At 66.9% G+C, this 21,438-nt stretch carries 19 protein-coding genes, 1 tRNA gene and 1 other RNA gene; 8 read left to right on the top strand and 13 right to left on the bottom strand.

What is annotated here, in order from left to right; translation table 11 throughout:
* Positions 1 to 267 precede the first annotated feature (267 nt).
* A complete protein-coding gene (locus D6T64_RS13985; RefSeq protein ID WP_147364575.1) occupies positions 268 to 2,979 on the top strand; it encodes an Ig-like domain-containing protein in 2,712 nt (903 codons plus the stop codon).
* A gap of 51 nt (positions 2,980 to 3,030) precedes the next feature.
* Here the strand turns inward: D6T64_RS13985 and rnpB are convergent.
* The 11 genes from rnpB to D6T64_RS13930 form a co-directional block, all read right to left on the bottom strand.
* Positions 3,031 to 3,437: RNase P RNA component class A (rnpB, locus tag D6T64_RS13980), an RNA gene on the bottom strand.
* Positions 3,438 to 3,461: 24 nt separating this feature from the next.
* Positions 3,462 to 4,199: a zinc ribbon domain-containing protein gene (locus D6T64_RS13975; protein WP_119975290.1), complete on the bottom strand. Its 738-nt coding sequence runs from the start codon at positions 4,197 to 4,199 to the stop codon at positions 3,462 to 3,464.
* Between the two features lie 91 nt (positions 4,200 to 4,290).
* A complete protein-coding gene (locus D6T64_RS13970; protein ID WP_119975289.1) occupies positions 4,291 to 5,109 on the bottom strand; it encodes a Nif3-like dinuclear metal center hexameric protein in 819 nt (272 codons plus the stop codon).
* Between the two features lie 86 nt (positions 5,110 to 5,195).
* Positions 5,196 to 5,660 (bottom strand): DUF427 domain-containing protein, encoded by a 465-nt coding sequence (locus tag D6T64_RS13965; protein ID WP_119975288.1) that lies wholly within the window; start codon positions 5,658 to 5,660, stop codon positions 5,196 to 5,198.
* 84 nt (positions 5,661 to 5,744) lie between these two features.
* Entirely contained in the window at positions 5,745 to 6,080 is a 336-nt protein-coding gene (locus tag D6T64_RS13960; RefSeq protein ID WP_147364573.1) for a hypothetical protein, read from the bottom strand.
* A 153-nt stretch (positions 6,081 to 6,233) separates the two neighbouring features.
* Positions 6,234 to 6,947 (bottom strand): GAF and ANTAR domain-containing protein, encoded by a 714-nt coding sequence (locus tag D6T64_RS13955; protein ID WP_119975286.1) that lies wholly within the window; start codon positions 6,945 to 6,947, stop codon positions 6,234 to 6,236.
* 25 nt (positions 6,948 to 6,972) lie between these two features.
* Positions 6,973 to 7,746, bottom strand: coding sequence for a GAF and ANTAR domain-containing protein (locus D6T64_RS13950; protein WP_233551175.1), 774 nt, complete (start codon positions 7,744 to 7,746; stop codon positions 6,973 to 6,975).
* A 135-nt stretch (positions 7,747 to 7,881) separates the two neighbouring features.
* Entirely contained in the window at positions 7,882 to 8,595 is a 714-nt protein-coding gene (locus D6T64_RS13945; protein ID WP_119975285.1) for a GAF and ANTAR domain-containing protein, read from the bottom strand.
* 59 nt (positions 8,596 to 8,654) lie between these two features.
* Positions 8,655 to 9,251, bottom strand: a complete 597-nt coding sequence (locus tag D6T64_RS13940) for a GAF and ANTAR domain-containing protein (RefSeq protein ID WP_233551174.1) — start codon at positions 9,249 to 9,251, stop codon at positions 8,655 to 8,657.
* A 203-nt stretch (positions 9,252 to 9,454) separates the two neighbouring features.
* Positions 9,455 to 9,530: transfer RNA gene (locus D6T64_RS13935), tRNA-Val, on the bottom strand.
* Between the two features lie 75 nt (positions 9,531 to 9,605).
* Entirely contained in the window at positions 9,606 to 10,082 is a 477-nt protein-coding gene (locus tag D6T64_RS13930) for a peroxiredoxin (RefSeq protein ID WP_119975283.1), read from the bottom strand.
* A 241-nt stretch (positions 10,083 to 10,323) separates the two neighbouring features.
* Between D6T64_RS13930 and aceE the strand changes: the two genes are divergently transcribed.
* From aceE to D6T64_RS13900, 6 genes are all read left to right on the top strand, one after another.
* Positions 10,324 to 13,050: a pyruvate dehydrogenase (acetyl-transferring), homodimeric type gene (gene aceE, locus D6T64_RS13925; protein WP_119975282.1), complete on the top strand. Its 2,727-nt coding sequence runs from the start codon at positions 10,324 to 10,326 to the stop codon at positions 13,048 to 13,050.
* 5 nt (positions 13,051 to 13,055) lie between these two features.
* Positions 13,056 to 14,354, top strand: coding sequence for a PucR family transcriptional regulator (locus D6T64_RS13920; protein WP_199719169.1), 1,299 nt, complete (start codon positions 13,056 to 13,058; stop codon positions 14,352 to 14,354).
* A gap of 119 nt (positions 14,355 to 14,473) precedes the next feature.
* Complete coding sequence (locus D6T64_RS13915) at positions 14,474 to 15,388, top strand: ACP S-malonyltransferase (RefSeq protein ID WP_119975280.1); 915 nt, start codon at positions 14,474 to 14,476, stop codon at positions 15,386 to 15,388.
* Between the two features lie 63 nt (positions 15,389 to 15,451).
* Positions 15,452 to 16,456, top strand: a complete 1,005-nt coding sequence (locus D6T64_RS13910) for a beta-ketoacyl-ACP synthase III (RefSeq protein ID WP_119975279.1) — start codon at positions 15,452 to 15,454, stop codon at positions 16,454 to 16,456.
* 59 nt (positions 16,457 to 16,515) lie between these two features.
* Positions 16,516 to 16,764, top strand: a complete 249-nt coding sequence (locus D6T64_RS13905) for an acyl carrier protein (RefSeq protein WP_119975278.1) — start codon at positions 16,516 to 16,518, stop codon at positions 16,762 to 16,764.
* Between the two features lie 123 nt (positions 16,765 to 16,887).
* Positions 16,888 to 18,135 (top strand): beta-ketoacyl-[acyl-carrier-protein] synthase family protein, encoded by a 1,248-nt coding sequence (locus tag D6T64_RS13900; protein WP_199719168.1) that lies wholly within the window; start codon positions 16,888 to 16,890, stop codon positions 18,133 to 18,135.
* Positions 18,136 to 18,252: 117 nt separating this feature from the next.
* On the opposite strand, the gene D6T64_RS13895 is transcribed toward D6T64_RS13900, so the two are convergent.
* Positions 18,253 to 18,804: a DUF3145 domain-containing protein gene (locus tag D6T64_RS13895; protein WP_119975277.1), complete on the bottom strand. Its 552-nt coding sequence runs from the start codon at positions 18,802 to 18,804 to the stop codon at positions 18,253 to 18,255.
* Positions 18,805 to 19,015: 211 nt separating this feature from the next.
* Between D6T64_RS13895 and D6T64_RS13890 the strand changes: the two genes are divergently transcribed.
* Positions 19,016 to 19,615, top strand: coding sequence for a PadR family transcriptional regulator (locus D6T64_RS13890; RefSeq protein ID WP_119975276.1), 600 nt, complete (start codon positions 19,016 to 19,018; stop codon positions 19,613 to 19,615).
* A gap of 17 nt (positions 19,616 to 19,632) precedes the next feature.
* On the opposite strand, the gene D6T64_RS13885 is transcribed toward D6T64_RS13890, so the two are convergent.
* A complete protein-coding gene (locus D6T64_RS13885) occupies positions 19,633 to 21,351 on the bottom strand; it encodes a bifunctional 3'-5' exonuclease/DNA polymerase (protein ID WP_267900490.1) in 1,719 nt (572 codons plus the stop codon).
* Positions 21,352 to 21,438 lie beyond the last annotated feature (87 nt).

Raw genomic sequence — 21,438 nt, 5'->3', positions numbered from 1 at the left:
CAGTCCACTCCTTGACCCGCGCGCCGTCCCAGATAACTATTACAAGTCACTTTCGTTTTCAACGTGTGCACGAAGGCACGATGATCGGTTCCCAGCGAGATTCTCGACATCTGAGTCAAAAACCAGTTGTGAAATCCCGTTGTGGGCGGTCCCCACACGTTGAATGAAGGTCGAACCGTGTTCAGAACGCGCAATAAAAGTGTCGGGGGGACTCGTTTCCAGAAATGGAACGCGGTCACAGGAGTTGCAGCCACCACAATCACCCTCGTGGTGGGCGGAATGGTCTCGGCCGTTCCGGCCCAGGCCGTGACATCGGCCACAACGACCCAGGCCACCGTTGACCTCGGCGCGGCGTCGGGGTATTCGGCCCTGGCCTTTGCGGCCATGACGGCCGGCGCCCAGAGCACCTACGCCGGGATAATCGGTACCCCCAATGCCGCCCTCACCCTGGGCGCGGGAGCGGTTGCCGGGGGAACGGCGGTCGATACCGCCGCCCGACCGGGCCTGACCGCCGCGACCGACGCCTATGCGGACGCGGCCGGGCGCGGGCCGGCCATCGAAATCGCCGCCACTCTCGGAGGCAGGGTGCTGACCCCCGGCGTCTATCACTCGGTCGCCGCCCTGTCGCAGACCGGGACCCTGACCTTCGACGCGCAGAACGATCCGAACGCGGTTTTCATCGTGCAGACCGATGCCGCCCTGGATACTTCGGCCGCCTCCACCATGGTGCTGGCCAACGGCGCCCAGGCTGCACGCATCTTCTGGCAGGTCGACGCCGCGGCCACCCTCGGCGCGTCGTCAACCTTCTACGGCACCATCCTGAGTTATGCCGCCGTCAACGTGGGCGCGAGCGCGATCGTTCACGGACGTGCGCTGTCGATCAACGCCGCCGTGACGGTCGGCGCCTCCGCGACCTTTGGTCCGGTCGTCACGGCTACGGCTACGGCTACGCCGACGCCGACGGCCACCCCGACGCCCGCGGCAACGGCAACGCCGACCCCGACGGCAACGCCGACGGCGACGGCCACCCCGACGCCCTCCCCCACCGTGACGCCCACGCCGACTCCCACCGTGACGGCCACCCCGACACCGACCCCCACCGTGACGCCCTCGCCGACGCCGAAACCCGCCATAACGGTGGCGATCATGTCTACGACGCAGACCAGGGACACCACCCCGACGATCTTCGGCACCTCGAACGCCCCGGTCGGCAGCGCGGTGCGTGTCACCGTGGCCGCCCAGGTTGTGACGACGACCGTTCGGGCCGGCGGGGTGTGGTCGGTGACTGCGGCCGTACTCGTCGAGGGTTCCGTGGCCGTCGTGGTCAGGGTCACTGACCGGGCCGGCAGCACCGGGACGGCTCGCCAGTCGCTGGTCGTCGACACGACAGCGCCGGCGGTCACGATCACCGGCGGCGCTCGGGCCCTCACGAACGACGCAACGCCCACACTCTCCGGCACCACCAACGCACCGGTGGGCACCACGGTGACCGTGAAGATCGACGGCCAGACCCAGACGACCCGGGTCACGGCCGGCGGCACCTGGGTCGTGACGGCCTCGACGGTCAGCGACGGGGACCGGATCATCAGCGCGACCGTCACCGATCTGGCCGGAAACGCGGGCACGGCCCGGCAGATTCTCACCGTGGACACGGTCGCACCGACCGTCACCATCAGCGGCGGATCAACGATCAACACCAAGGACACGACGCCGACGATCAGCGGCACGACCAACGCCCCGGCAGGGTCGACCGTCACCGTGCGGATCGGCGGGCTGGTTCTGACGACGACGGTCACGGGCAACGGCACGTGGAGCGTCACGTCGCCCCTGCTGCCCCAGTGCACCTGCGTCGCGGTGGTCACCGTGCCGGACCGGGCGGCGAACGTCGGCTCGGGCGTGCAGAGCGTCGTCGTGGACACCATCGCACCGGTCGTCACGATCACCGGGGGCGCGAAGACCACGGGCGGCCCCACGTCCACCATCAGCGGCACGACGAATTCGCCGGTCGGCTCCCCCGTTGTCGTCGTTGCCGGGGGTCAGACCCTGCCCACGATCGTGCGACCCGGCCTCACGTGGAGCGTCAGTCCCGGAGCGCTGCTCCCCGGCACGGTATCCATCCGCGTGTCCATCACCGATCTCGCCGGTAACACGGGCAGTGCGACCCAGGTGTGCATCGTCGTCGCGACGCCGATCACTGTACCTCCCGGGACACCGCCCGTGACGCTGCCCGCCGCGAACGCGGAGTGGGTCGTGAATTACGCCAACCCGGTCATTCAGGGCACGACGGATGCCCCGATCGGCACCAAGGTCATCGTCACCATCGACTCGCAGGTATTCCACACCTTCGTTCAGGCGGGAGGCCTCTGGGGGCAGCGCCTGAACCCGATGAACGTGGGACGGTACACCGTGACCGTCGAAATGCAGCTGAGCGGCGGCAGCTCGGGTAGGAGCACCCGGGTGCTGGTCTTCACGACGGTCCCCGTCACGACGGTGCCGCTCGTGCTCTCAACCGGATGCCCGCCCGTCTCCCCCAATGGCGAAGCGACCGTGACCGCGTCGGGCAAGACGCTGACGGCATCCGTTCACCAATATGGGGTGTGGAACCTGTCCGCAGCTCAGTCGGCCGACTGCGACTACGTCGTGGTCGCATCTGTCGCCGACCAGTCCGGGGACACCGGCACCTTCAGTCGAGTGCTGAAGAGCGCCAACCCCGCGCCCGCGGTCACGATCACGGGTGGCGCCAATACCGTGGCGAACCCGCTCGTGCGCACGATCGCCGGCACCTCGACCGCGCCGGCCGGCTCCCGCGTGCAGGTACGCATGAGCGGTCAGACGCTGATGACCGAGGTTCGAGCCGACGGCAGCTGGAGCGTGTTCCGTAACGACTTCGCCGCGGGCACACACCAACTGGTGGTCAGCGTGACAACGTCGGCTGGCCTCATCGGTTACGCCAGCCAAGCCGTGACGTTCGCCCGATAGACGTCACGACACCGTGAAAAAGCCCCCGACAGGTGTCGGGGGCTTTTTGGTGGACTGGGCTGACTATTACGCCGGGTTCTGTCCCGGTGCCGAAGCACCCTGGACGGCCATCTATCTCGGGACTACGTTGCCGCAGCCCTCTAGCGGTCTACCCGAAAGCTCGGCGAGCAGCCTTAGCGCTTTCTGTCTGACCTTGCTCCGGACGAGGTTTACCGAGCCGACCAGGTCACCCTGGCCTCTGGTGGTCTCTTACACCACCGTTTCACCCTTACCTCCTGGCCCGGCCCGAAGGCCCGGCCCGGGGGCGGTCTACTTTCTGTGGCACTGTCTCGCGGGTTACCCCGGGTGGGTGTTACCCACCATCCTGCTCTGTGGAGCCCGGACGTTCCTCGGCATCCGCTCAGTCCCCGAAATCAATCCGAAGACCACACCGATGACGCGACCGTCTTGTCGGCCCATTCCAAGGGTCCAGCCTACAGGGCCTAGATGCCGGACTCCTCCGTGCGCACGAGGATCGCGCCGCAGTCCGGGCAGAAGACGACCTCGTCGACGGGTGCCTGGCGCACCTCGGCGAGGTCGCTGCCCGTGAGTGTCATGGTGCAGCCGCTGCAGGTGCGGGCGCGCAGCAGGGCAGCCGCGTTGCCGTGGCCGGTGATGCGGCGCTTCTCGTAGAGGGCCGCGAGTTCGGCGGGAATGCTGGCCGCGACGGTTTCGCGGTCGCGTACGAGCTCCCCCAGCTGGCGGTGCACGTCGACCAGCTGGGCATCGCGCACGGCCTCGGTCTCGGTGATCTGGGCCAGCAGCGCGTCGCGCTCGGTTTCGACCGTGGCGACGGAGGCGTCGTGCTCTTCGAGCCGTTCCATCACGGCGATCTCGATCTCTTCGAGGTCGAGGAGTCGCTTGCGCAGCGCCGTGAGCTCGAGTTCGAGCGCCTGCACGTCCTTGACCGAGGAGGTGGCCTGGGCCCGCTCCGTGTCGCGCTGGATGCGCTTCTCGACGACGTCGACGTCGGACTCGATGCGACGCAGTTCAGTGCGCACGTCGTCGCGCTCCCCGCTGCGGGCGGCCAGCGTCATCTTGGTGGCGTCGAGGGTCACCCCGAGGTTCTTCAGCACGGCGATCTCGGGAAGCGCGGTGGTCTGGTGGGTGAGCTGGACGACCTTGATGTCCGCAGCCTGGAGCCGCAAAAGCTCCTTCTGCTCGAGGGGAGATGCCTTCACGATGTCCTGACTGTACGAGTGTGGAATTGAAAAAGAAGAGTAAAAGTTGGCGGGCCCGGGCGTTGGCGGGACCGGGCGTTGGCGGGACGCGCTACTGGGTGACGACGAAGTCCCACGGATCGGTGCGGATCTCGCTGACCGTGACGGTAACCCCGGGCAGTGCCGCACGCAGCTGGGCCGCCGCGGTGTCGAGCCAGAGCCACTCGCTGGCCCAGTGCGAGACGTCGACCAGGGCGGGGCCGCCCGCCACGCCGGCCTGTTCGCGGGCTTCAGAGGCCGGGTGATGGCGCAGGTCCGAGGTGATGTAGACATCCGCTGCGAGCACGGCGGGATGCCGAAGCAGTGAATCCCCCGCTCCCCCGCACAGGGCGACCGTCGTGATCGCGTCACCGTAGTCGCCGGCCACGCGCACACCCGAGGCGGTCGCGGGAAGCAGGACAGCCAGTCGTCGAGCGAGCACACCGAGCGTGGTCGGCTCGGCGAGCCGACCGACGCGTCCGATGCCGGTTCCGGGATCGGTGCCGGCCTCGATCGGCTGCGGGTCGAGCACGCCCAGACGCGTCGCGAAAACGTCGGAGACGCCGTCGACGACGACGTCGGCGTTGGTGTGCGCGGCCAGCAGGGCACAGCCCGAACGGATGAGGCGGGCAAGCAGTGCCCCTTTGTAGGTGTCCTCGGCGACGGTGACCACGCCGCGCAGCAGCAGCGGGTGGTGCACGAGCATCAGGTCGGCGCCCACGGCGATGGCCTCGTCCACGGTGTCCGAGACGGCGTCGACGGCCAGGTGGATGGCGGAGATCGGGTCGGTACTCCGGCCCGTGACGAGTCCGGGTGCATCCCACCCGGAGGCGCCGGAAAGCGGCCAGAGGTCGTGGGCCACCCGGGTGACGTCGTTCAAGGAAAAAGACACCGTCTCAGACTACCCGTGCTGCCCGTGCTGCCTGTGCTGCCTGTGCTGCCTGTGCTGCCTGTCGGCACCGCTATCAGCCGGCACCACTACCAGCCGAGCGTGCCCGGAGCGCCCTTGAACGGGCCGACGATGTTTTCCGTGATCCACCCGCCGTAGAAGTCGCCCTCCTGTTTCGTCACGACCTCACCGTTGACGGTGCACTCGTCCATGAGCCCGGGATACAGGGCAACGTGGTGCCGCAGCACCTCGTAGCCCGCAGCGGGGTCGGGATAGAGCCAGGCCGCGGCATCCGCTCGACGCCCATCGATCACGACGTCGAAGTAGCTGGCCACGCCCTTGAACTCACACACCGTGCGCCGTCGGGCAGGTTGAAGTGCACCGGGAGAAAAATCGGCTCGGGGCAGGTAGAAACCCGGCGGGTGGCTCGTTTCCAGCACGCGGAACGATGACGCCGTGTCGACGAGGACCTGACCGTTGAACCGCACGACGACACGGTCACCGCAGGGTTCTACCCGCGGTGGCCGCGGGTAGTCCCAGACCGATTCCCTCATAGGCCTCACACTATCGGGTCAGTAAGAGAAATCGATTCCGCAGTCAATCGAATCAGTAGTCAATCGAATCAGTAGTCAATCGAATCAGTAGTCGAAATCGTCGAATTGGGCGGATGCCGATTCCTCGCGGGTCCACGAGGCCGGAATCATGGCACCGGTCTGCGCCTTGCGGCGCAGGAAATCCGTGGTCTCGGGCTCGACGAGCTCGGGAGCGAATGACTCGGAGGTTACGCTGACCAGTTGGCTGGCGGAACCGATCAGGAATTGGGCCCGGAGTAGTTCGCCGGAGTCACCTACGACAGGAATGTCGACGACATCGACCTGTCGACGATTGCTGAGCGCCTCTGCGTAGAGAAGCACTGCATCCGCCAGATCACTCCCGGTGACGACCGAACCACCTGGATGAAATATTCGTTTCATGGTCTCCCTCGGAAGGGTCTCCCCTCGAAGCTCACGTCTACTTGTGCGCTACCAGGGTCCGGGGCGGCACGGGCCAGTCTACGCCGCTGCCCGGAATCGCGCGACGCCTCGAAGTGAGTTTTCGTCGGCATCAGCGCCAGCCGGTTGTCCGAGCTAAATCTTGAGCGCGCGATTGACGATCTGCTCGGCGACTTCGGCCAACGGGATGCCGTTTCTTCGAGCGTAATCACGAATCAGCGAGAAGGCATCGCCCATATGAACGTCGTTGACGTAGGCGACGACGCCCTTGGCCTGCTCGATCATGACGCGACTGTTGAGAGCATGCTGCAACTGCTGGCGTACCACGTCGCTCTCGCGAATGGCCCGTTCCTGCAGGATTCCAATCGTCGCAACGTCGGCCAGGGCCTGCACGGCGAGGGTATCGACGTCGCTCAGGCCGCCGACTCGGTCCCAAAACAGGTTCAGAGACCCGATCGTGGTGTCTCGCAGCCGAAGGGGCACGGCGTGCATTGAGGAGAAACCCTGCTCGAGGGCGCCGCTCTGAAAACGCGGCCATTTGTCGCCGAGCACGGCGATGTCGGGTATCGACACGGCATGGCCGGTGGTGAAGCTTTCCACGCAAGGGCCGCTTCCGGCGTGCAATTGGAGGATCTCGACGAGTCGGCTGCGCTCATTGGTCGACGCGACGACCTCGAGCTCGCCGTCGCCCGCGGACAGGATGATTCCCGCGGCGGACGCCTCCAGGAGCGCGGCACATTTCTCCACGAGCGTGTGGAGCAGGTCAACTATGTCGTAGTCCGCGACGAGCGTGTCGGCAAGGGTCACGAAGGTCTCGACAAGCTGACCCTCCCGAGTTTTGGTCACCATGTCTGCAATCCTACGACGGGACCACTCAGGACTCGTCCAGCGTGGAAAAATCCAATCGGCGCGCCACCACATCGGCTGCGATCTCACGCACGGATCGTCCGCTCGAGAAGGCATGGCCGTGGATCATCAACAGGGCGTCAGCGGCGCTGGAATTCATCTGCGCCAGGACCATGCCGGTCGCCTGGTGTACGGCGCGGCGCGAGAAGCCCGAGGCGTCGTCTGCCGCAACATCAAGCTTGCGTGCGTCCAAGGCCCGGCGAAGCACATGCCGCGCTGCAAGGCCGGCAAGGATCTGGGCGTCGACGATCTGCACATCGTCGAGGCGACCGGGCACCCGGGTGTGCAGGTCGACCGCGCCGACGGTGAGCGCACCCACCATGAGGGGAAAAGCGTAGACAGCCGCGACGTCGAGCGTGGTGACGGCTTCGCGCAGGGTCGGCCACTGAAGTTCTCGGCCCGGGCTCGGTTCGCTGCGAACAGGCCCCGCGTGGATGCCGCCGCCCTGACCGTCCCCACCCTGACCGTCCCCACCCAAGATGTCCCACACCAGCACCGGACGACGGGTCCTCACCGCACACCAGCACGGGCCCTCCCCCAGGTCGAGTTGGATTTCATCGAAGCGAGCCGCCGTGGCATCCGTCGCGAACAGGGTTTCCCGGGCGAAGGGCGGGCCCAGCGTCGAAATGGCCGCCCGGTCGATGGGGAGGGCCGAGAGAAAAGGCTCGCAGAGGCTCGTTCCCCGTTCGGGTGCCAGAGACAGCGCGTGAACGGCCGTTTCAAAGGCGACGCGATCAGACACAGCCGCCCCCACCTCGATCCGCGAGCGAAGGACAGACAGCCGTGAAGCCGAAAACCCCGGTGCGGGTACGAATAGCGTAGCGGGCCAGGCTGAGGCGTGCGCCCAACTGCCTGAGGAGGTGCTCGTCGTGTGCTGCTACAGGGTGATGTCGCGGTTGATCACACTGCGCGCGGTGTCGTGCATGGCCTCATTGTTGGAGCGGGCATACGCACGCAGTCGGCTGAAGGCCTCATCCATGTCTACGCTGCTGCGCTGCGCGATGACTCCCTTGGCCTGCTCGATCAGGATGCGGCTGGTGAGAGCCCGCTGGAGCTGCTCGTTCACCATTGTGTTCTCACGAAAAGTGCGTTCCTGCAGGATGCTGATGGTTGCGACGTCGGCCAGCGCCTGCCCGATCGAGGCATCGTCGGCCGTCATCTCGCCCTTCTCCATGCGGAAGAGATTCAGCGCCCCGATGGTGCGCGGGCGCACCCGCATCGGGATCGCGTGCACGGACTGGAATCCCTGGGAGAGGGCGGCGGCCTGAAAGTCAGGGTACCGGTCACCGTCGGCTTGGATGTCCGCGAGCGTGACGACCTTGCCGGTCTTGTAGGAATCGACGCACGGGCCTACCCCGGCCTGGCTCTGCAACACCTCGACAAGCTGGCTCGCCTCGCTCGTGGATGCCAGCACCTGCAGGTGCCCGCTCGGATCGGCGAGCAGGAGCCCGGCGGCGGTGGCATCGAGGAGTTCGACGGACTGTTCCACCAGGGTGTGCAGCACGTCGAGGACGTCGAATTGGCCCACCAACGCATCGGTGAGCTTGACGAAGGCCTCGCTGACGCGTGAGGCCCGAGAGAGGATGACCACGCCTCCAGTGTACGACCAATACTGAGGTTGACTCAAGAAAATCAGGCCGCGAACACCGGTCAGGCAGCGAAGACGAGTCGGCGTTCGACGATGTCAGAGGCCACGTCTCGCAGCGAGCGGTCGTGCGAGAAGGCGTGGGCCCGCATGACGAGCAGGGCCTCGGTGGCGTTGGATTCCAGCTGCACGAGGACCATCCCGGTGGCCTGGTGGATCTCACGCCGCGAGAGCGGTGCATTGTCGCGGGGTTCGGTGGTGCGAGCTGCCTCCTGCATGCTGAGGAGGTGGTCGAGCAGCGTCCAGGCCGTCTCAGACGCCAGGGCGCGGGCGATCGCGTGGTCTTGGGCGCTCAGTGGTCCCGGCGTCAGGCTGTACAGCTCGACGACCCCGACATCGAGGGCCGCGACGGACAGCGGGTAGACAAAAAGCGACTCGACGCCGGTGCGCTTCAACGCGGCACCGAACATCGGCCAGTTTTCGTGCGCGGACTGCTGGACGTAGGCCTCGTGAACGGGAAGACGCGACCGGACCGATTCCCAGCGAGGCCCCTCGCCCAGATCGAACTGGATTTCATCGAGCCGGGCGGCCAACGGGTCACTCGCACAGATCGACGTTTCCGGAACCATCCCGCCAAAAACGGACACGGCGGCGCCAGTCACGGGCAAAGCCTCGACAAACCGGACGCACAGCCGCGAATTCTCAGGGCGGATGACGCTGTCACTCTCGGCAAAGTCCGAGGATGCCATGGTGGATCGGCCTCCTGCCCTCGCACCGACGTGGTGATGACCACACTACGACGTGGGGGCGGCCCGAGGCCAGAGACAACTCCGAGATGGGCGACAGAAAAGCTCTGAAAATACGGTGGTGGGCCCTACCGGGCTCGAACCGATGACATCCACGGTGTAAACGTGGCGCTCTACCAACTGAGCTAAAGGCCCCCGCGGCCGCATTGCAGCCCGGGGTGAACCTTTACTATAGCCGTTTCTGGAGTCGGGTCTGACGACGTTGTGAGCTCAGCCGGGCAACACCGGCTGCAGCATGTCGAGCGCCGCGCGATAGTCGCTGATCGAGCGGGCTTCCCCCGGCGCCGTGATGAAACTCGCACGGATGATGCCGCTCCGGTCGATCACGAAGGTTGCCCGGTTCGCGAACCCCTTCTCGTCCAGGAAAACGCCGTACTCCTTGGCGACCCCGCCGTGCGGCCAGAAGTCGGCGAGCAGGCTGAAACCGTACTTCTCCTGCTCTCCGAACGCGCGCAGAGCATGACGGGAATCGACGGAGATCCCGAGGAGTTCCACTCCGCTGTCGGCGAACAGGGCGATGTTGTCCCGCAGCGCGCACAGCTCACCGCTGCAAATCCCGGAGAATGCCAGCGGAAAGAAAACGAGGGCGACGGCCTTCTCGCCCCGAAACTGGCTGAGCTGGATCCGTTCCCCGAACTGGTTGAGCAGTTCGAAATCGGGTGCTTGGGTATCGTTTTCCAAAGCCATGGTGCACGTCTCTCCCCCGACCGCCATAGGCGCGGCTGAGCCGGTGCCACAGCTTAACCCGCGCGCGGCACCGCGCGCGAACGGGATGCGGAATCGGTAGGCTGGCGTGGTGCCTACGGTCCTCACCGACCCGCTATCTGCTGGCACGACACTTCGACACGACCCACCCACCGCGCCCTGCCGCCGGCGACCTGCCGGCAACGACGTGCTGGGCGGAGACTGCCCCAGAGAGAGGTCAACTGTGACTGTCAACGACCAGGACCCGTACTCCGTCACCAAATTGGATGCCGACCCGGCCGAGACCGCAGAGTGGAATGAGTCGCTCGATTCCCTCGTGGCCACGCACGGCCACCAGCGCGCTCGCGAGATCATGCTGAGCCTGCTGAAGCGCTCCAAGGAACTCCACCTCGGCGTGCCGATGGTGCCCACCACGGACTACATCAACACGATCGCGCCCGAGAACGAGCCCGAATTTCCCGGCGACGAGGACATCGAACGTCGCTACCGCGCCTGGATTCGCTGGAACGCTGCCGTTCTGGTGCACCGCGCCCAGCGCCCCGGCATCGCCGTGGGCGGGCACATCTCCACCTACGCGTCATCCGCCGCCCTCTACGAGGTCGGCTTCAACCACTTCTTCCGCGGCCAGGACCACCCGGGCGGCGGCGACCAGATCTTCATCCAGGGCCACGCCTCCCCCGGCACCTACGCCCGCGCGTTCCTCGAAGGCCGCTTGACCGAGAACCAGCTCGACGGCTTCCGCCAGGAGAAGTCCCACGCCGGCGGCGGGGTCTCCTCGTACCCGCACCCGCGCTTGATGCCGGAGTTCTGGCAGTTTCCGACCGTCTCGATGGGGCTCGGCCCGATCAACGCGATCTACCAGGCGCAGCTCAACCGGTACCTGACCAACCGTGGCATCAAGGACGCCAGCGACCAGCAGGTGTGGGCGTTCCTCGGCGACGGCGAAATGGACGAGGTTGAAAGCCGCGGCCAGCTGCAGGTCGCGGCCAACGAAGGCCTCGACAACCTGAACTTCGTGATCAACTGCAACCTGCAGCGCCTCGACGGCCCGGTTCGCGGCAACGGCAAGATCATCCAGGAGCTCGAAAGCTTTTTCCGCGGTGCCGGCTGGAACGTCATCAAGGTCGTCTGGGGCCGCGAGTGGGACGACCTGCTGAAGCGCGACACCGACGGCGCCCTGCTCAACCTGATGAACGTCACTCCTGACGGTGACTACCAGACCTACAAGGCCGAGAGCGGCGCCTACGTGCGCGAGAACTTCTTCGGCCGCGACCCCCGGGCCCTCAAGCTCATCGAGGGGTACAGCGACGACGACGTCTGGAACCTCAAGCGCGGCGGCCACGACTACCGCAAGGTCTACGCGGCGTTCAAGGCCGCATCCGAGCACACCGGCCAGCCGACCGTCATTCTCGCGAAGACCGTCAAGGGCTACGGCCTCGGCCCGAGCTTCGAGGGTCGCAACGCGACCCACCAGATGAAGAAGATGACCCTCGACAACCTCAAGACCTTCCGCGACAGCATGCACGTGCCGATCACGGATGCACAGCTCGAGGAAAACCCGTACCTGCCGCCCTACTACACCCCCGGCGACAAGGACGAGGCCATCGAGTATATGCACGAACGCCGTCGCGCGCTCGGCGGGTACCTGCCCGAGCGTCGCACGAAGCACACGGCGCTGAACCTGCCCGGAGACTCGACCTACGCGATCACCAAGAAGGGTTCGGGCACCCAGGAGATCGCCACCACGATGGCCTTCGTGCGCCTGCTCAAGGAACTCGTGCGCGCCAAGGACTTCGGCAACCGCATCGTGCCGATCATCCCCGACGAGGCCCGCACCTTCGGAATCGATGCATTCTTCCCGAATGCGAAGATCTACAACCCCAACGGCCAGCACTACACCTCGGTGGACCACGCCCAGCTGCTCGCCTACAAGGAGAGCGCCCAGGGCCAGATCCTGCACGTGGGAATCAACGAGGCCGGCGCTGCCGCGGCCTTCACCAACGTGGGCACCTCCTATGCGACACAGGGCGAGCCGCTCATCCCGGTCTACGTCTTCTACTCGATGTTCGGCTTCCAGCGCACGGGCGACGCCCTTTGGGCCGCCGGCGACCAGATGGCCCGTGGTTTCATGATCGGCGCCACCGCCGGCCGCACCACTCTCACGGGCGAGGGCCTGCAGCACGCCGACGGACACTCGCCGCTGCTCGCGTCGACGAACCCGGCCGTCGTGTCGTATGACCCGGCCTACGGCTACGAGATCGGCCACATCGTGCGCGCCGGACTCGACCGCATGTATGGCGGATCGCACACCGACCCGAACGTCATGTACTACATCACGGTCTACAACGAGCCGCAGGTTCAGCCGGTCGAACCGGCCGATGTCGACGTTGACGGCATCCTGCGCGGCCTGCACCGGGTCAGTGCATCCGCGACGGCCGGGCCCAAGGCCCAGTTGCTGGCCTCGGGCGTCTCGGTGCCGTGGGCCCTGGAGGCGCAGAAACTGCTCGCCGACGACTGGGGAGTCTCGGCCGATGTCTGGTCGGTCACGTCCTGGGCTGAACTGCGCCGCGACGGCCTCGCCGCCGAGGAATACAATTTCCTGAACCCGGATGCCGCCCCGAAGACGCCGTACGTGACCAGCAAGCTTGCCGACGCGGCCGGACCCTTCGTGGCCGTGACCGACTTCATGCACGCCGTGCCGGACCAGATCCGACAGTTCGTTCCCGGCGACTTTGCCACCCTCGGCGCCGACGGTTTCGGCTTCTCCGACACGCGCCCCGCCGCCCGCCGGTTCTTCAAAATCGACGGTCCCTCGATGGTCGTGCGTACCCTGCAGCTGCTCGCCCGCCGGGGCGAGATCGACCCGGGCTTCGCCGGTCAGGCGATTGAACGCTACCGGCTGCACGACGTCAGCGCTGGAACCACGGGATCGGCCGGGGGCGAGAGCTAAAACACGTGGCATCGGCGCCCCGAACGAAAGAGCAGACCCTCAACTGGCTGCGCACGATTTCCGGCGAGCTGTGCACGACGACCCTGAAACGTCTCGAGGACACGCTGCCCTGGTACGGCGATATGCCGCCGGGGCGGCGGTCGGCGGTCGGTCTCGTCGCGCAGGCCGGCATCACCTCCTTCATCTCCTGGTTCGACGACCCGAAGTCCACCCCGTGGATCGCGGCCGACGTGTTCGGAGCGGCTCCCCGGGAACTGCTGCGCTCGGTCAGCCTGCAGCAGACCCTGCAGCTGATTCGGGTGACCGTGGAGGTTGTCGAGGAGCGCGTGAAGGACGGCAGCGAATCCCTGCGTGAGGCGATCCTGCTCTACTCCCGCGAGATCGCATTCGGGGCCGCGGATGTCTATGCCCGAGCCGCCGAGGCACGCGGGCTCTGGGACGCGCGGCTGGAGGCCCTCGTCGTCGACTCGATCCTGAGCGGCGAATACGACGACGACCTGCCGAGCCGCATCGCCGCACTCGGCTGGCACGGACACGGCGAGGTGTGCGTGCTCGTGGGCACGACGCCCAGCATGCTCGATGTCGACCAGCTGCGGCGCTCGGCCCGCCACATGGCCGCGGATGTGCTGATCGGGGTGCAGGGCAATCGCCTCGTCCTGGTCATCGGTCGTGCCCGCCCCGCCTCCCCCGAGCCGACGGCAGATGCCGCTACACCGGCCACCGGCACGGCCACCGGCACGCTCGCCACGGCCGCTGCGGCCGGTTCCGGGGCTGCGGCCGCGGGAAACGGGCACGGCACGGGAACCGAGCCCACGCTCAGCTTCATGGACATCGCCGTGCAGCTGGAACCCATTTTCGGCCCCGGGCACCTCGTGCTCGGCCACGAGGTGCCGAATCTGGTGGATGCGTCCAAGAGCGCCAAGGCGGCCCTCGCTGGTTTTGCCGTCGCCCGGTCCTGGCGCAACGCCCCGCGCCCGGTGCAGGCCGACGACCTGTTGCCCGAACGTGCCCTGGCCGGCGACCCGCTCGCCCGCGCGACGCTCATCCATCGCATCTACCGCCCCCTGCAGGCCCACTCGACGGAGTTGCTCACCACCCTCTGGTGCTACCTGGACAACGGCCGGTCCCTCGAGGCCACCGCCCGGGAACTGTTCGTGCACCCCAATACCGTGCGGTACCGCCTGAAGCGGGTCTCCGAGGTCATTGGCTATGACGCCACCGGGGCCCGCGAAGCGCTCATCCTGCAGGCCGCGCTGATTCTCGGCTCCATCAGTGATCACGACGGTTCGACCCGGCGGCGGTAGCTCTGAGTGCGGCCGGTGGGGCAGCATCCGCCCTGATTTGCGGATTCACACAAACCTTCTTCGAATACTTAGGCGTTCTCTCACACTCGCGGCCGAAATCAGATTGGGAAACTAGATAAGTGATCGTCGTCGTATGCCCCGGACAGGGCTCCCAAACTCCTGGATTTCTCGAACCGTGGCTGCCGTACCTGGGTGATGAACTGAGCGAACTCAGCGAAGCAGCCGGATTCGATCTCGTCGAAGCCGGAACCGTGAGTGATGCCGACACCATTCGGGACACCGCCATCGCGCAGCCGCTGCTGGTTGCCGCCGGAATCCTGACCCTGGACCTGCTGCTCGCTGACGGCCGACGCGAGAAGGTCGCCGGTATCGCCGGCCACTCCGTCGGCGAGATCACGGCGGCCGCCGGTGCGGGCATCCTGCCAACTCACGAGGCGATCCGTTTCGTGCGTGAGCGCGGCCTTGCCATGCAGGCCGCTGCGGCCCTCGAACCGACCGGCATGAGCGCCGTACTCGGCGGCGATGAGGCCGAACTGCTCGCGCTGCTGCAGCAACTGGGACTCGAGCCGGCCAACTTCAACGGCGGCGGTCAGATCGTCGTCGCCGGCGCCATGGATGCCCTTGCTTCTCTCGCGGCGAATCCGCCGGCGAAGTCGCGCATCATTCCGCTGTCGGTCGCCGGCGCCTTCCACACCCGATATATGCGTCCCGCCCTCGACCGCCTCAGCGCCGTGGCATCGACCCTGACCGCGGCGGATCCGACCCTTCCGATCTGGACCAACAACGACGGCAGCGTGGTGTCGGACGGCAACCGATTCGTCGAGCTACTCGTCGGTCAGGTCTCATCCTCGGTACGGTGGGACAGGTGCATGCAGTCCTTCAGCGCTGCGGACGTGACCGGAATCATTGAGGTCGCACCCGCCGGAGCCCTCACCGGCCTCGCGAAACGTGCCCTCAGGGGCATTCCGAGCGTGGCCATCAAGACTCCGGACGACCTGCCCGCGGCCTTCGCCATGCTCGACCAGCAGGCCTGAGCTCGGCAGCACTGAATTCCGCAGCACGGCACGATACAGCACGACCCCGATCGAGAGAGACGTATGACCAAGCCCACACTTCAGCAGTCGCACGGTCCGCAGTACACCCGAATCCTGTCGGTCGGCGCCGCGCGCGGCGACCTCGTCGTTCCCAACTCGGAACTGGTCGGCCCGATCGATTCCTCCGACGAGTGGATCCAGCAGCGCACGGGAATCATCACCCGCACCCGCGCCAGCCAGGACATCGACGCCGTGGACCTGGCGACGGATGCCGCCCGCGAAGCGATCGAACGCAGCGGCATCGATCCCGCGCTCATCGATGCGGTCATCGTCGCGACCATCAGCAACTCCCGGCAGACGCCGTCCATCGCGGCCGTCGTCGCCGACCGGGTGGGCACCAACCCCGCCGCGGCCTACGACATCAATGCCGCGTGCGCGGGTTATGCCTACGCCGTGGCCCAGGCGGATGCGCTCATCCGCACCGGCGCCGCCCACTACGCCCTCGTCATCGGCGCCGAAAAGCTCTCCGAGCTCGTCGATCCCGCGGATCGCAGCATTTCCTTCCTGCTCGGCGACGGCGCCGGAGCGGTCGTCATCGGCCCGAGCGAGTATCCGGGCATCGCGACCACGGTCTGGGGATCCGACGGCTCCAAGGCCGGAACGATCCAGATGAACAGCACGCTGCAGGAATACCGCCGCGGCGAAGCCGAGTGGCCCACCCTGCGCCAGGAAGGTCCCGCCGTTTTCCGCTGGGCCGTCTGGGACATGGCGAAGGTGGCCAAGAAGGCTCTCGAAGTCGCTGGAATCGAAAGCGCCGACCTGGCCGCGTTCATCCCGCACCAGGCCAACATGCGCATCATCGACGAGTTCGCCAAGCAGCTGAAGCTGCCGGAATCCGTCGTCATCGCTCGGGATGTGGCCACGACCGGCAACACGTCGTCGGCGTCCATCCCGCTCGCCACCCACCGTCTTCTCGAGGAACACCCCGAGCTCAGCGGCGGCCTCGCACTGCAGATCGGCTTCGGCGCCGGTCTTGTTTTCGGCGCGCAGGTCGTTGTACTGCCCTAACCACCCCACCCCGTAAACTAAATCTCGGTTAAACGAGAAATTCACAAGGAGAAAACACCATGGCATTGTCCACCGAAGAAGTTCTTGCCGGCCTCGCCGAGCTCATCAACGACGAGACGGGCATCGCGACCGACACGGTTGAGCTGGACAAGTCGTTCACCGACGACCTGGACATCGATTCCATCTCGATGATGACCATCGTCGTCAACGCAGAAGAGAAGTTCGATGTGAAGATCCCCGACGAAGAGGTCAAAAACCTCAAGTCCGTCGGCGACGCGGTCTCGTTCATCGTCAAGGCTCAGGTCTAGACCTCAGCACTGAGCGGGCCGGTCGGCTTTCGAGCTGACCGGCCTGTTTTGTGGGCCTGATTTCAGGTCTTACCTCCCGTTTCCACGTCTCACGGCGTTTTCACGCCCCACGGAGAGTTCGTTATGACCAAAAAGATCGCCAAAAAGATCGTTATTACCGGGATCGGGGCGACGTCGCCCCTCGGCGGCACCGCCACAGACACCTGGACCAACCTGCTCGCCGGCCAGTCCGGCACGAGCACCCTCAATCACCCCTGGGTCGCCGAAACCCAGATCCCCGTAACGTTCGCCGCTCAGGCACGCGTGCTGTCCGCCGATGTCCTCGAGCGCTTCGAAGTCAAACGCCTCGATCCCTCGAGCCAGTTCGCCCTCATCGCCGGCCGGGAGGCCTGGGCGGATGCCGGCTCCCCCGACGTCGAGCCCGAACGTGTCGCCGTCGACTGGGCCACCGGAATCGGTGGAGTCTGGACCCTGCTCGACGCGTGGGACACCCTGCGTGAGCGCGGACCGCGCCGTGTGCTGCCGATGACGGTTCCGATGCTCATGCCCAACGGGCCGGGAGCGGCCCTCGGCATGGACCTGCACGCTCGTGCCGGCATCCGCACCGTCGTGTCGGCCTGCGCGTCGAGCACCGAAGCCCTGGTCAACGCCTACGACCGCCTGCAGGCGGGACTGGCCGATATCGTGATCGCCGGCGGCTCCGAGGCGGCCATCCACCCGCTGCCGATCGCCGCTTTCGCCGCGATGCACGCCCTCTCCACGCGCAACGACGACCCGGCGACGGCCAGCCGCCCCTATGACATCAAGCGGGACGGCTTCGTGCTGGGCGAGGGCGCGGCTGCCCTGGTCGTGGAGACCGAGGAGCACGCCAAGGCGCGCGGCGCACGCATCTACGCCGAACTGCTCGGCGGCGTCGTGAACAGCGACGCGTACCACATCACCGCTCCCGACCCGGAAGGCTCCGCCGCCGCCCGGGCCATGATCGGCACGATCCAGAACGCGGGCCTCGAGCTCAAGGACGTGTCCCACATCAACGCGCACGCCACGAGCACGCCGGTCGGCGACATCGCCGAGTACAACGCCCTGCGCCGCGTCTTCGGAGACCTGCTCGAGGGCATCCCGGTTTCGGCCACGAAGGCATCCACCGGGCACCTGCTCGGAGGCGCCGGGGCGATCGAAGCCGTCTTCACCGTGAAGGCACTCGCTGAGCGGATGGCTCCGCCGACGATCAACCTGACCGAGCAGGACCCGGCCATCCCGCTCGACGTGGTCACCTCGCCGCGCGTGCTGCCCGCCGGCGACCTGCTCGCGATCAGCAACTCGTTCGGCTTCGGCGGCCACAACGCGGTCATCGCGTTCAGGTCCGTCTAGCACCGCACTACCTGCACCTGCACCTGCACCTGCACCGGATCCGCGAGAGCGGGTGAATCGTCGTTCTGGCCTGGCCAGCTCGACGATTCACCCGCTCTCGCGGTTGTTTAACCCTGTTCAGCCGACCGCGTGCAGCCAGACCACGGCGTTGAAGTCGCTCGCGTGCCGGAACGGCTCCAGCTCGTCGTCCCAGGCCTGGCCGAGGGCCAGCCGCAGCTCACGATGCAGTTCGAGCGCATTAGCGCCGGCCACCTCCATGGCGTAGCGCAGGCGGTCTTCGGGAATGACGACGTTTCCGACGGTGTCGGTCTGGGCATAGAAGATGCCGAGGTCGGGCGTGTGCAGCCAGCGGCCGCCGTCGGTGCCGAGGCCGGCATCTTCGGTGACCTCGAAGCGGAGGTGTTCCCAGCCACGCAGGGCGGAGGCGAGGGCGGCCCCGGTGCCGGGGGGGCCTTGCCAGTAGAATTCGGCGCGTTGGGACCCTCGGAGCACGGGCTGGTCGGCCCACGCGAAGTTCACGGCCTCGCCGAGGGTGCGGCCAGCGGCCCACTCGACGTGGGGGCACAGTGCCCGCGGCGACGAGTGCACGTAGAGAACGCCTCGCGCGAGGGCGCGGCTTTCTTCAACGGCACGCTGATCTGCAACGGCACGGTCATGTAAGGCAGCCATCGTTTCTCCTTCCGTTTCATGTAGGCGCGTCTTCCCCAACGACCTGCAACGGAAATACCTCACGATATCTGCGGTGATGCTCTTCACTTGTCTCTGCAGTATGGCCCATCCACCCGGGAATTGACAACCTGTTTCGGTATACTGGGTATAGTTTTGCGATCAAACGCTTTTCGCTCGTGTACCTGTTTTCGCTCGTGTACTTGGAGGAACCGTGTCCGTGCGCACCAGCCTGCTCGCCATTTTGACCATCGGCCCGGCCTACGGATTCCAACTCCATGGTGAGCTCACCGCACGAACCGCCGGTCGACGTCGCGTCAACGTGGGCCAGATCTACGGCACCCTCGAACGCCTCGTCGTGCAGGCCGCCATCGAATCCGCCGGCACGACGGATGATGGTCTGCCGCTGTACCGCCTGACCCCCGGCGGGCGGGCCGAAGCCGTCGAGTGGCTGCACGGGACCGACAGTTCCGCGGGTGACGAATGGGACGATCTCGTCGACCGGGTCTTGATCGCCTCGTCGCTCCCGGGTGCGCGCCGTGCCGGCGTCGTGCGGTCGGTCATCGCGGCGAACCGTGCGCGGTGGATCATGCGCCGGGACAATGCCCCCAACGGCTCAGTCGTGACGGCGCAGGACCGGCTCGCGGCGGTCGCGGCATCCGCTCTCGCCGATGCAGCCCTGCTCTGGCTCGACGCGGCGGAACGGCAGCTGCACGCGACACCGTCCTCTGACGTCGAACGTGGGCTCAGCGAGGAGCGGCCGCGTCGTGGCCGACGACCAAGCGCCGCCATAGAACATTCATCCAGCCAGTAGAACTGTGTTCTAACGGGTCACTTGGCGTCGGCATAGTTCGCCACGGTGGCTACGGTGAGGGGAAAGTCCACCGGGAAATCGCCGAACAGCAGTTTTCCGGCCGAGGTCGCAGCTCGGCCGACCAGGGTGGTGACCTGCTCGGCGAGGGCGATCGGGGTGTGCACGATGATCTCGTCGTGCAGAAAGAAGACGAGGTGGGGAGCGCTCGCAAAGATGCCGGGGCCGAGCCCCGCGGCCGGGGCCGTGTTGTCGAGCAGCCAGAGTTGCTGGCGGATCTCCGCCATCCAGCACAGCGCCCACTCCGCAGCGCTTCCCTGCACGACGAAGTTGCGGGTGAACCTGCCCCAGTCCCGAGCCTGGCTTCGTGCCCGCCGCTCGTCGGCACCGCTCGCCGACGCGGCATAGGCCTGAGCCTGGCCCGCAAGCCACGCGTCGGGTGGACGCGGTGAGGACCGGCCCAGACGGGTCGTGACGATGTCGCCGCGTTCGCCGGTGCGGGCCGCGGCTTCGGTGAGGGCGAGCGCACGCGGATAGGCGCGGGCCAGGCGCGGCAGCAGCCGACCGCTCTCCCCCGTCGTGGCGCCGTACATTGCACCCAGCATGGCCACCTTGGCGTGTGCCCGGGTTTCAACGACCCCGCTCGCGACGATTCCCGCATAGAGATCGGTGTCGTGCCCGGCACGAGCCATCGCCAGGTCTGCCGACAGGGCCGCGAGGATGCGCGGTTCGAGCTGGGCGGCATCCGCCACCACGAAGGTCCAGCCGGGGTCGGCGATCACCGCTCCGCGCACCTGCTTGGGCAGCTGCAGCGCCCCACCGCCACGCGCCGCCCACCGCCCGGTGACCACGCCGCCGGGCAGGTATTCCGCGTGGAACCGACCGTCGACGATCCAGGCGTCCAGCCAGGACCAGCCGTTGGCCGTCAGCAGCCGGGACAGCTTGCGATAGTGCAGGAGCGGTTCGATGACCGGGTGGTCGACCTCTTTCAGGTGCCACTGCTGGGTCGAGGTGACGGGCAGGCCCGCGTTCTGCAGGGCCTTCAGCAGGTCCTGTTGCGAATCGGGGTTCAGGGTGCGGTCGCCGAGCAGCGCGCGAATGGTGCCGGCGAGTTCTTCTAAACGCTCGGGACGGACCCCGTACGGCACTCTCGGGCCGAGCTCACGGGTCAGGAGGCTCTCGTGCCGGGCGATGTCCCAGGGCAGGCCCGCGAAACGCATTTCGGCCGCGACGAGCGCGCCGGCCGATTCGGCAGCGAGCAGCAGACGGATGCGCCGGGGCTCGGCCGACGCCGCCACCGCGGCGAGTTGGCGGTGAAATTCGGGCGCCGTGTCCACCGGCGGGTCTGCCTCGACCTGCAACTCGAAGAGGGCCGTGCCCTGGTGCCGGATGGTGGGTTCGAGGGCGGGTGCGGCGTCCCAGAACCCGGGCGCAGCCGCGGCCAGGTCGCTCGACTGGGTCAGGCTGGAGTTGCGCAGGATCGTGTGGCAGAGCCGCAGGTCGTGGCACCGTTGCACGCGCACGTCGGCCGCGAGCAGCAGCGGGTAGAAGCTCGCGGTGTCCTCCCACACCCAGCGGGGTGCACGCTGGTCGCGGCGGGCTGCCTCCTCAGCGCGGACGAAAGCCAGGAAAGCGTGAACCGTGAAGGTGCGTTGCGGCTCGACGGTGACTCCGGCGTCGTCGACGAACGCGACGACGATGTCGCTGGCCCCCGGGGCCGAGTCTCCTGCGCTGGTCACTAAGAAGTAGCTCGCGGGAGGGTGCACCCTTCCATTCTCCCTGCCCGCCGCGGCACGCCGCAGACGACGTGATGGAAAGCGATCAAA

Source organism: Cryobacterium melibiosiphilum (assembly GCF_003602235.1).
GTDB classification, from domain to species: Bacteria; Actinomycetota; Actinomycetes; order Actinomycetales; family Microbacteriaceae; genus Cryobacterium; species Cryobacterium melibiosiphilum.
The sequence above is the reverse complement of the archived record's forward strand: the minus strand, read 5'-3'. Positions and strand labels throughout refer to the sequence as shown.

Bases quoted from the DNA above. Each gene is read 5' to 3' on its own strand.
- D6T64_RS13965 (WP_119975288.1), bottom strand. From the start codon at position 5,660: ATGAGGGAATCGGTCTGGGACTACCCGCGGCCACCGCGGGTAGAACCC.
- D6T64_RS13960 (WP_147364573.1), bottom strand. From the start codon at position 6,080: ATGAAACGAATATTTCATCCAGGTGGTTCGGTCGTCACCGGGAGTGAT.
- D6T64_RS13955 (WP_119975286.1), bottom strand. From the start codon at position 6,947: ATGGTGACCAAAACTCGGGAGGGTCAGCTTGTCGAGACCTTCGTGACC.
- D6T64_RS13930 (WP_119975283.1), bottom strand. From the start codon at position 10,082: ATGGCTTTGGAAAACGATACCCAAGCACCCGATTTCGAACTGCTCAAC.
- D6T64_RS13910 (WP_119975279.1), top strand. From the start codon at position 15,452: ATGACCAAGCCCACACTTCAGCAGTCGCACGGTCCGCAGTACACCCGA.
- D6T64_RS13905 (WP_119975278.1), top strand. From the start codon at position 16,516: ATGGCATTGTCCACCGAAGAAGTTCTTGCCGGCCTCGCCGAGCTCATC.
- D6T64_RS13900 (WP_199719168.1), top strand. From the start codon at position 16,888: ATGACCAAAAAGATCGCCAAAAAGATCGTTATTACCGGGATCGGGGCG.
- D6T64_RS13895 (WP_119975277.1), bottom strand. From the start codon at position 18,804: ATGGCTGCCTTACATGACCGTGCCGTTGCAGATCAGCGTGCCGTTGAA.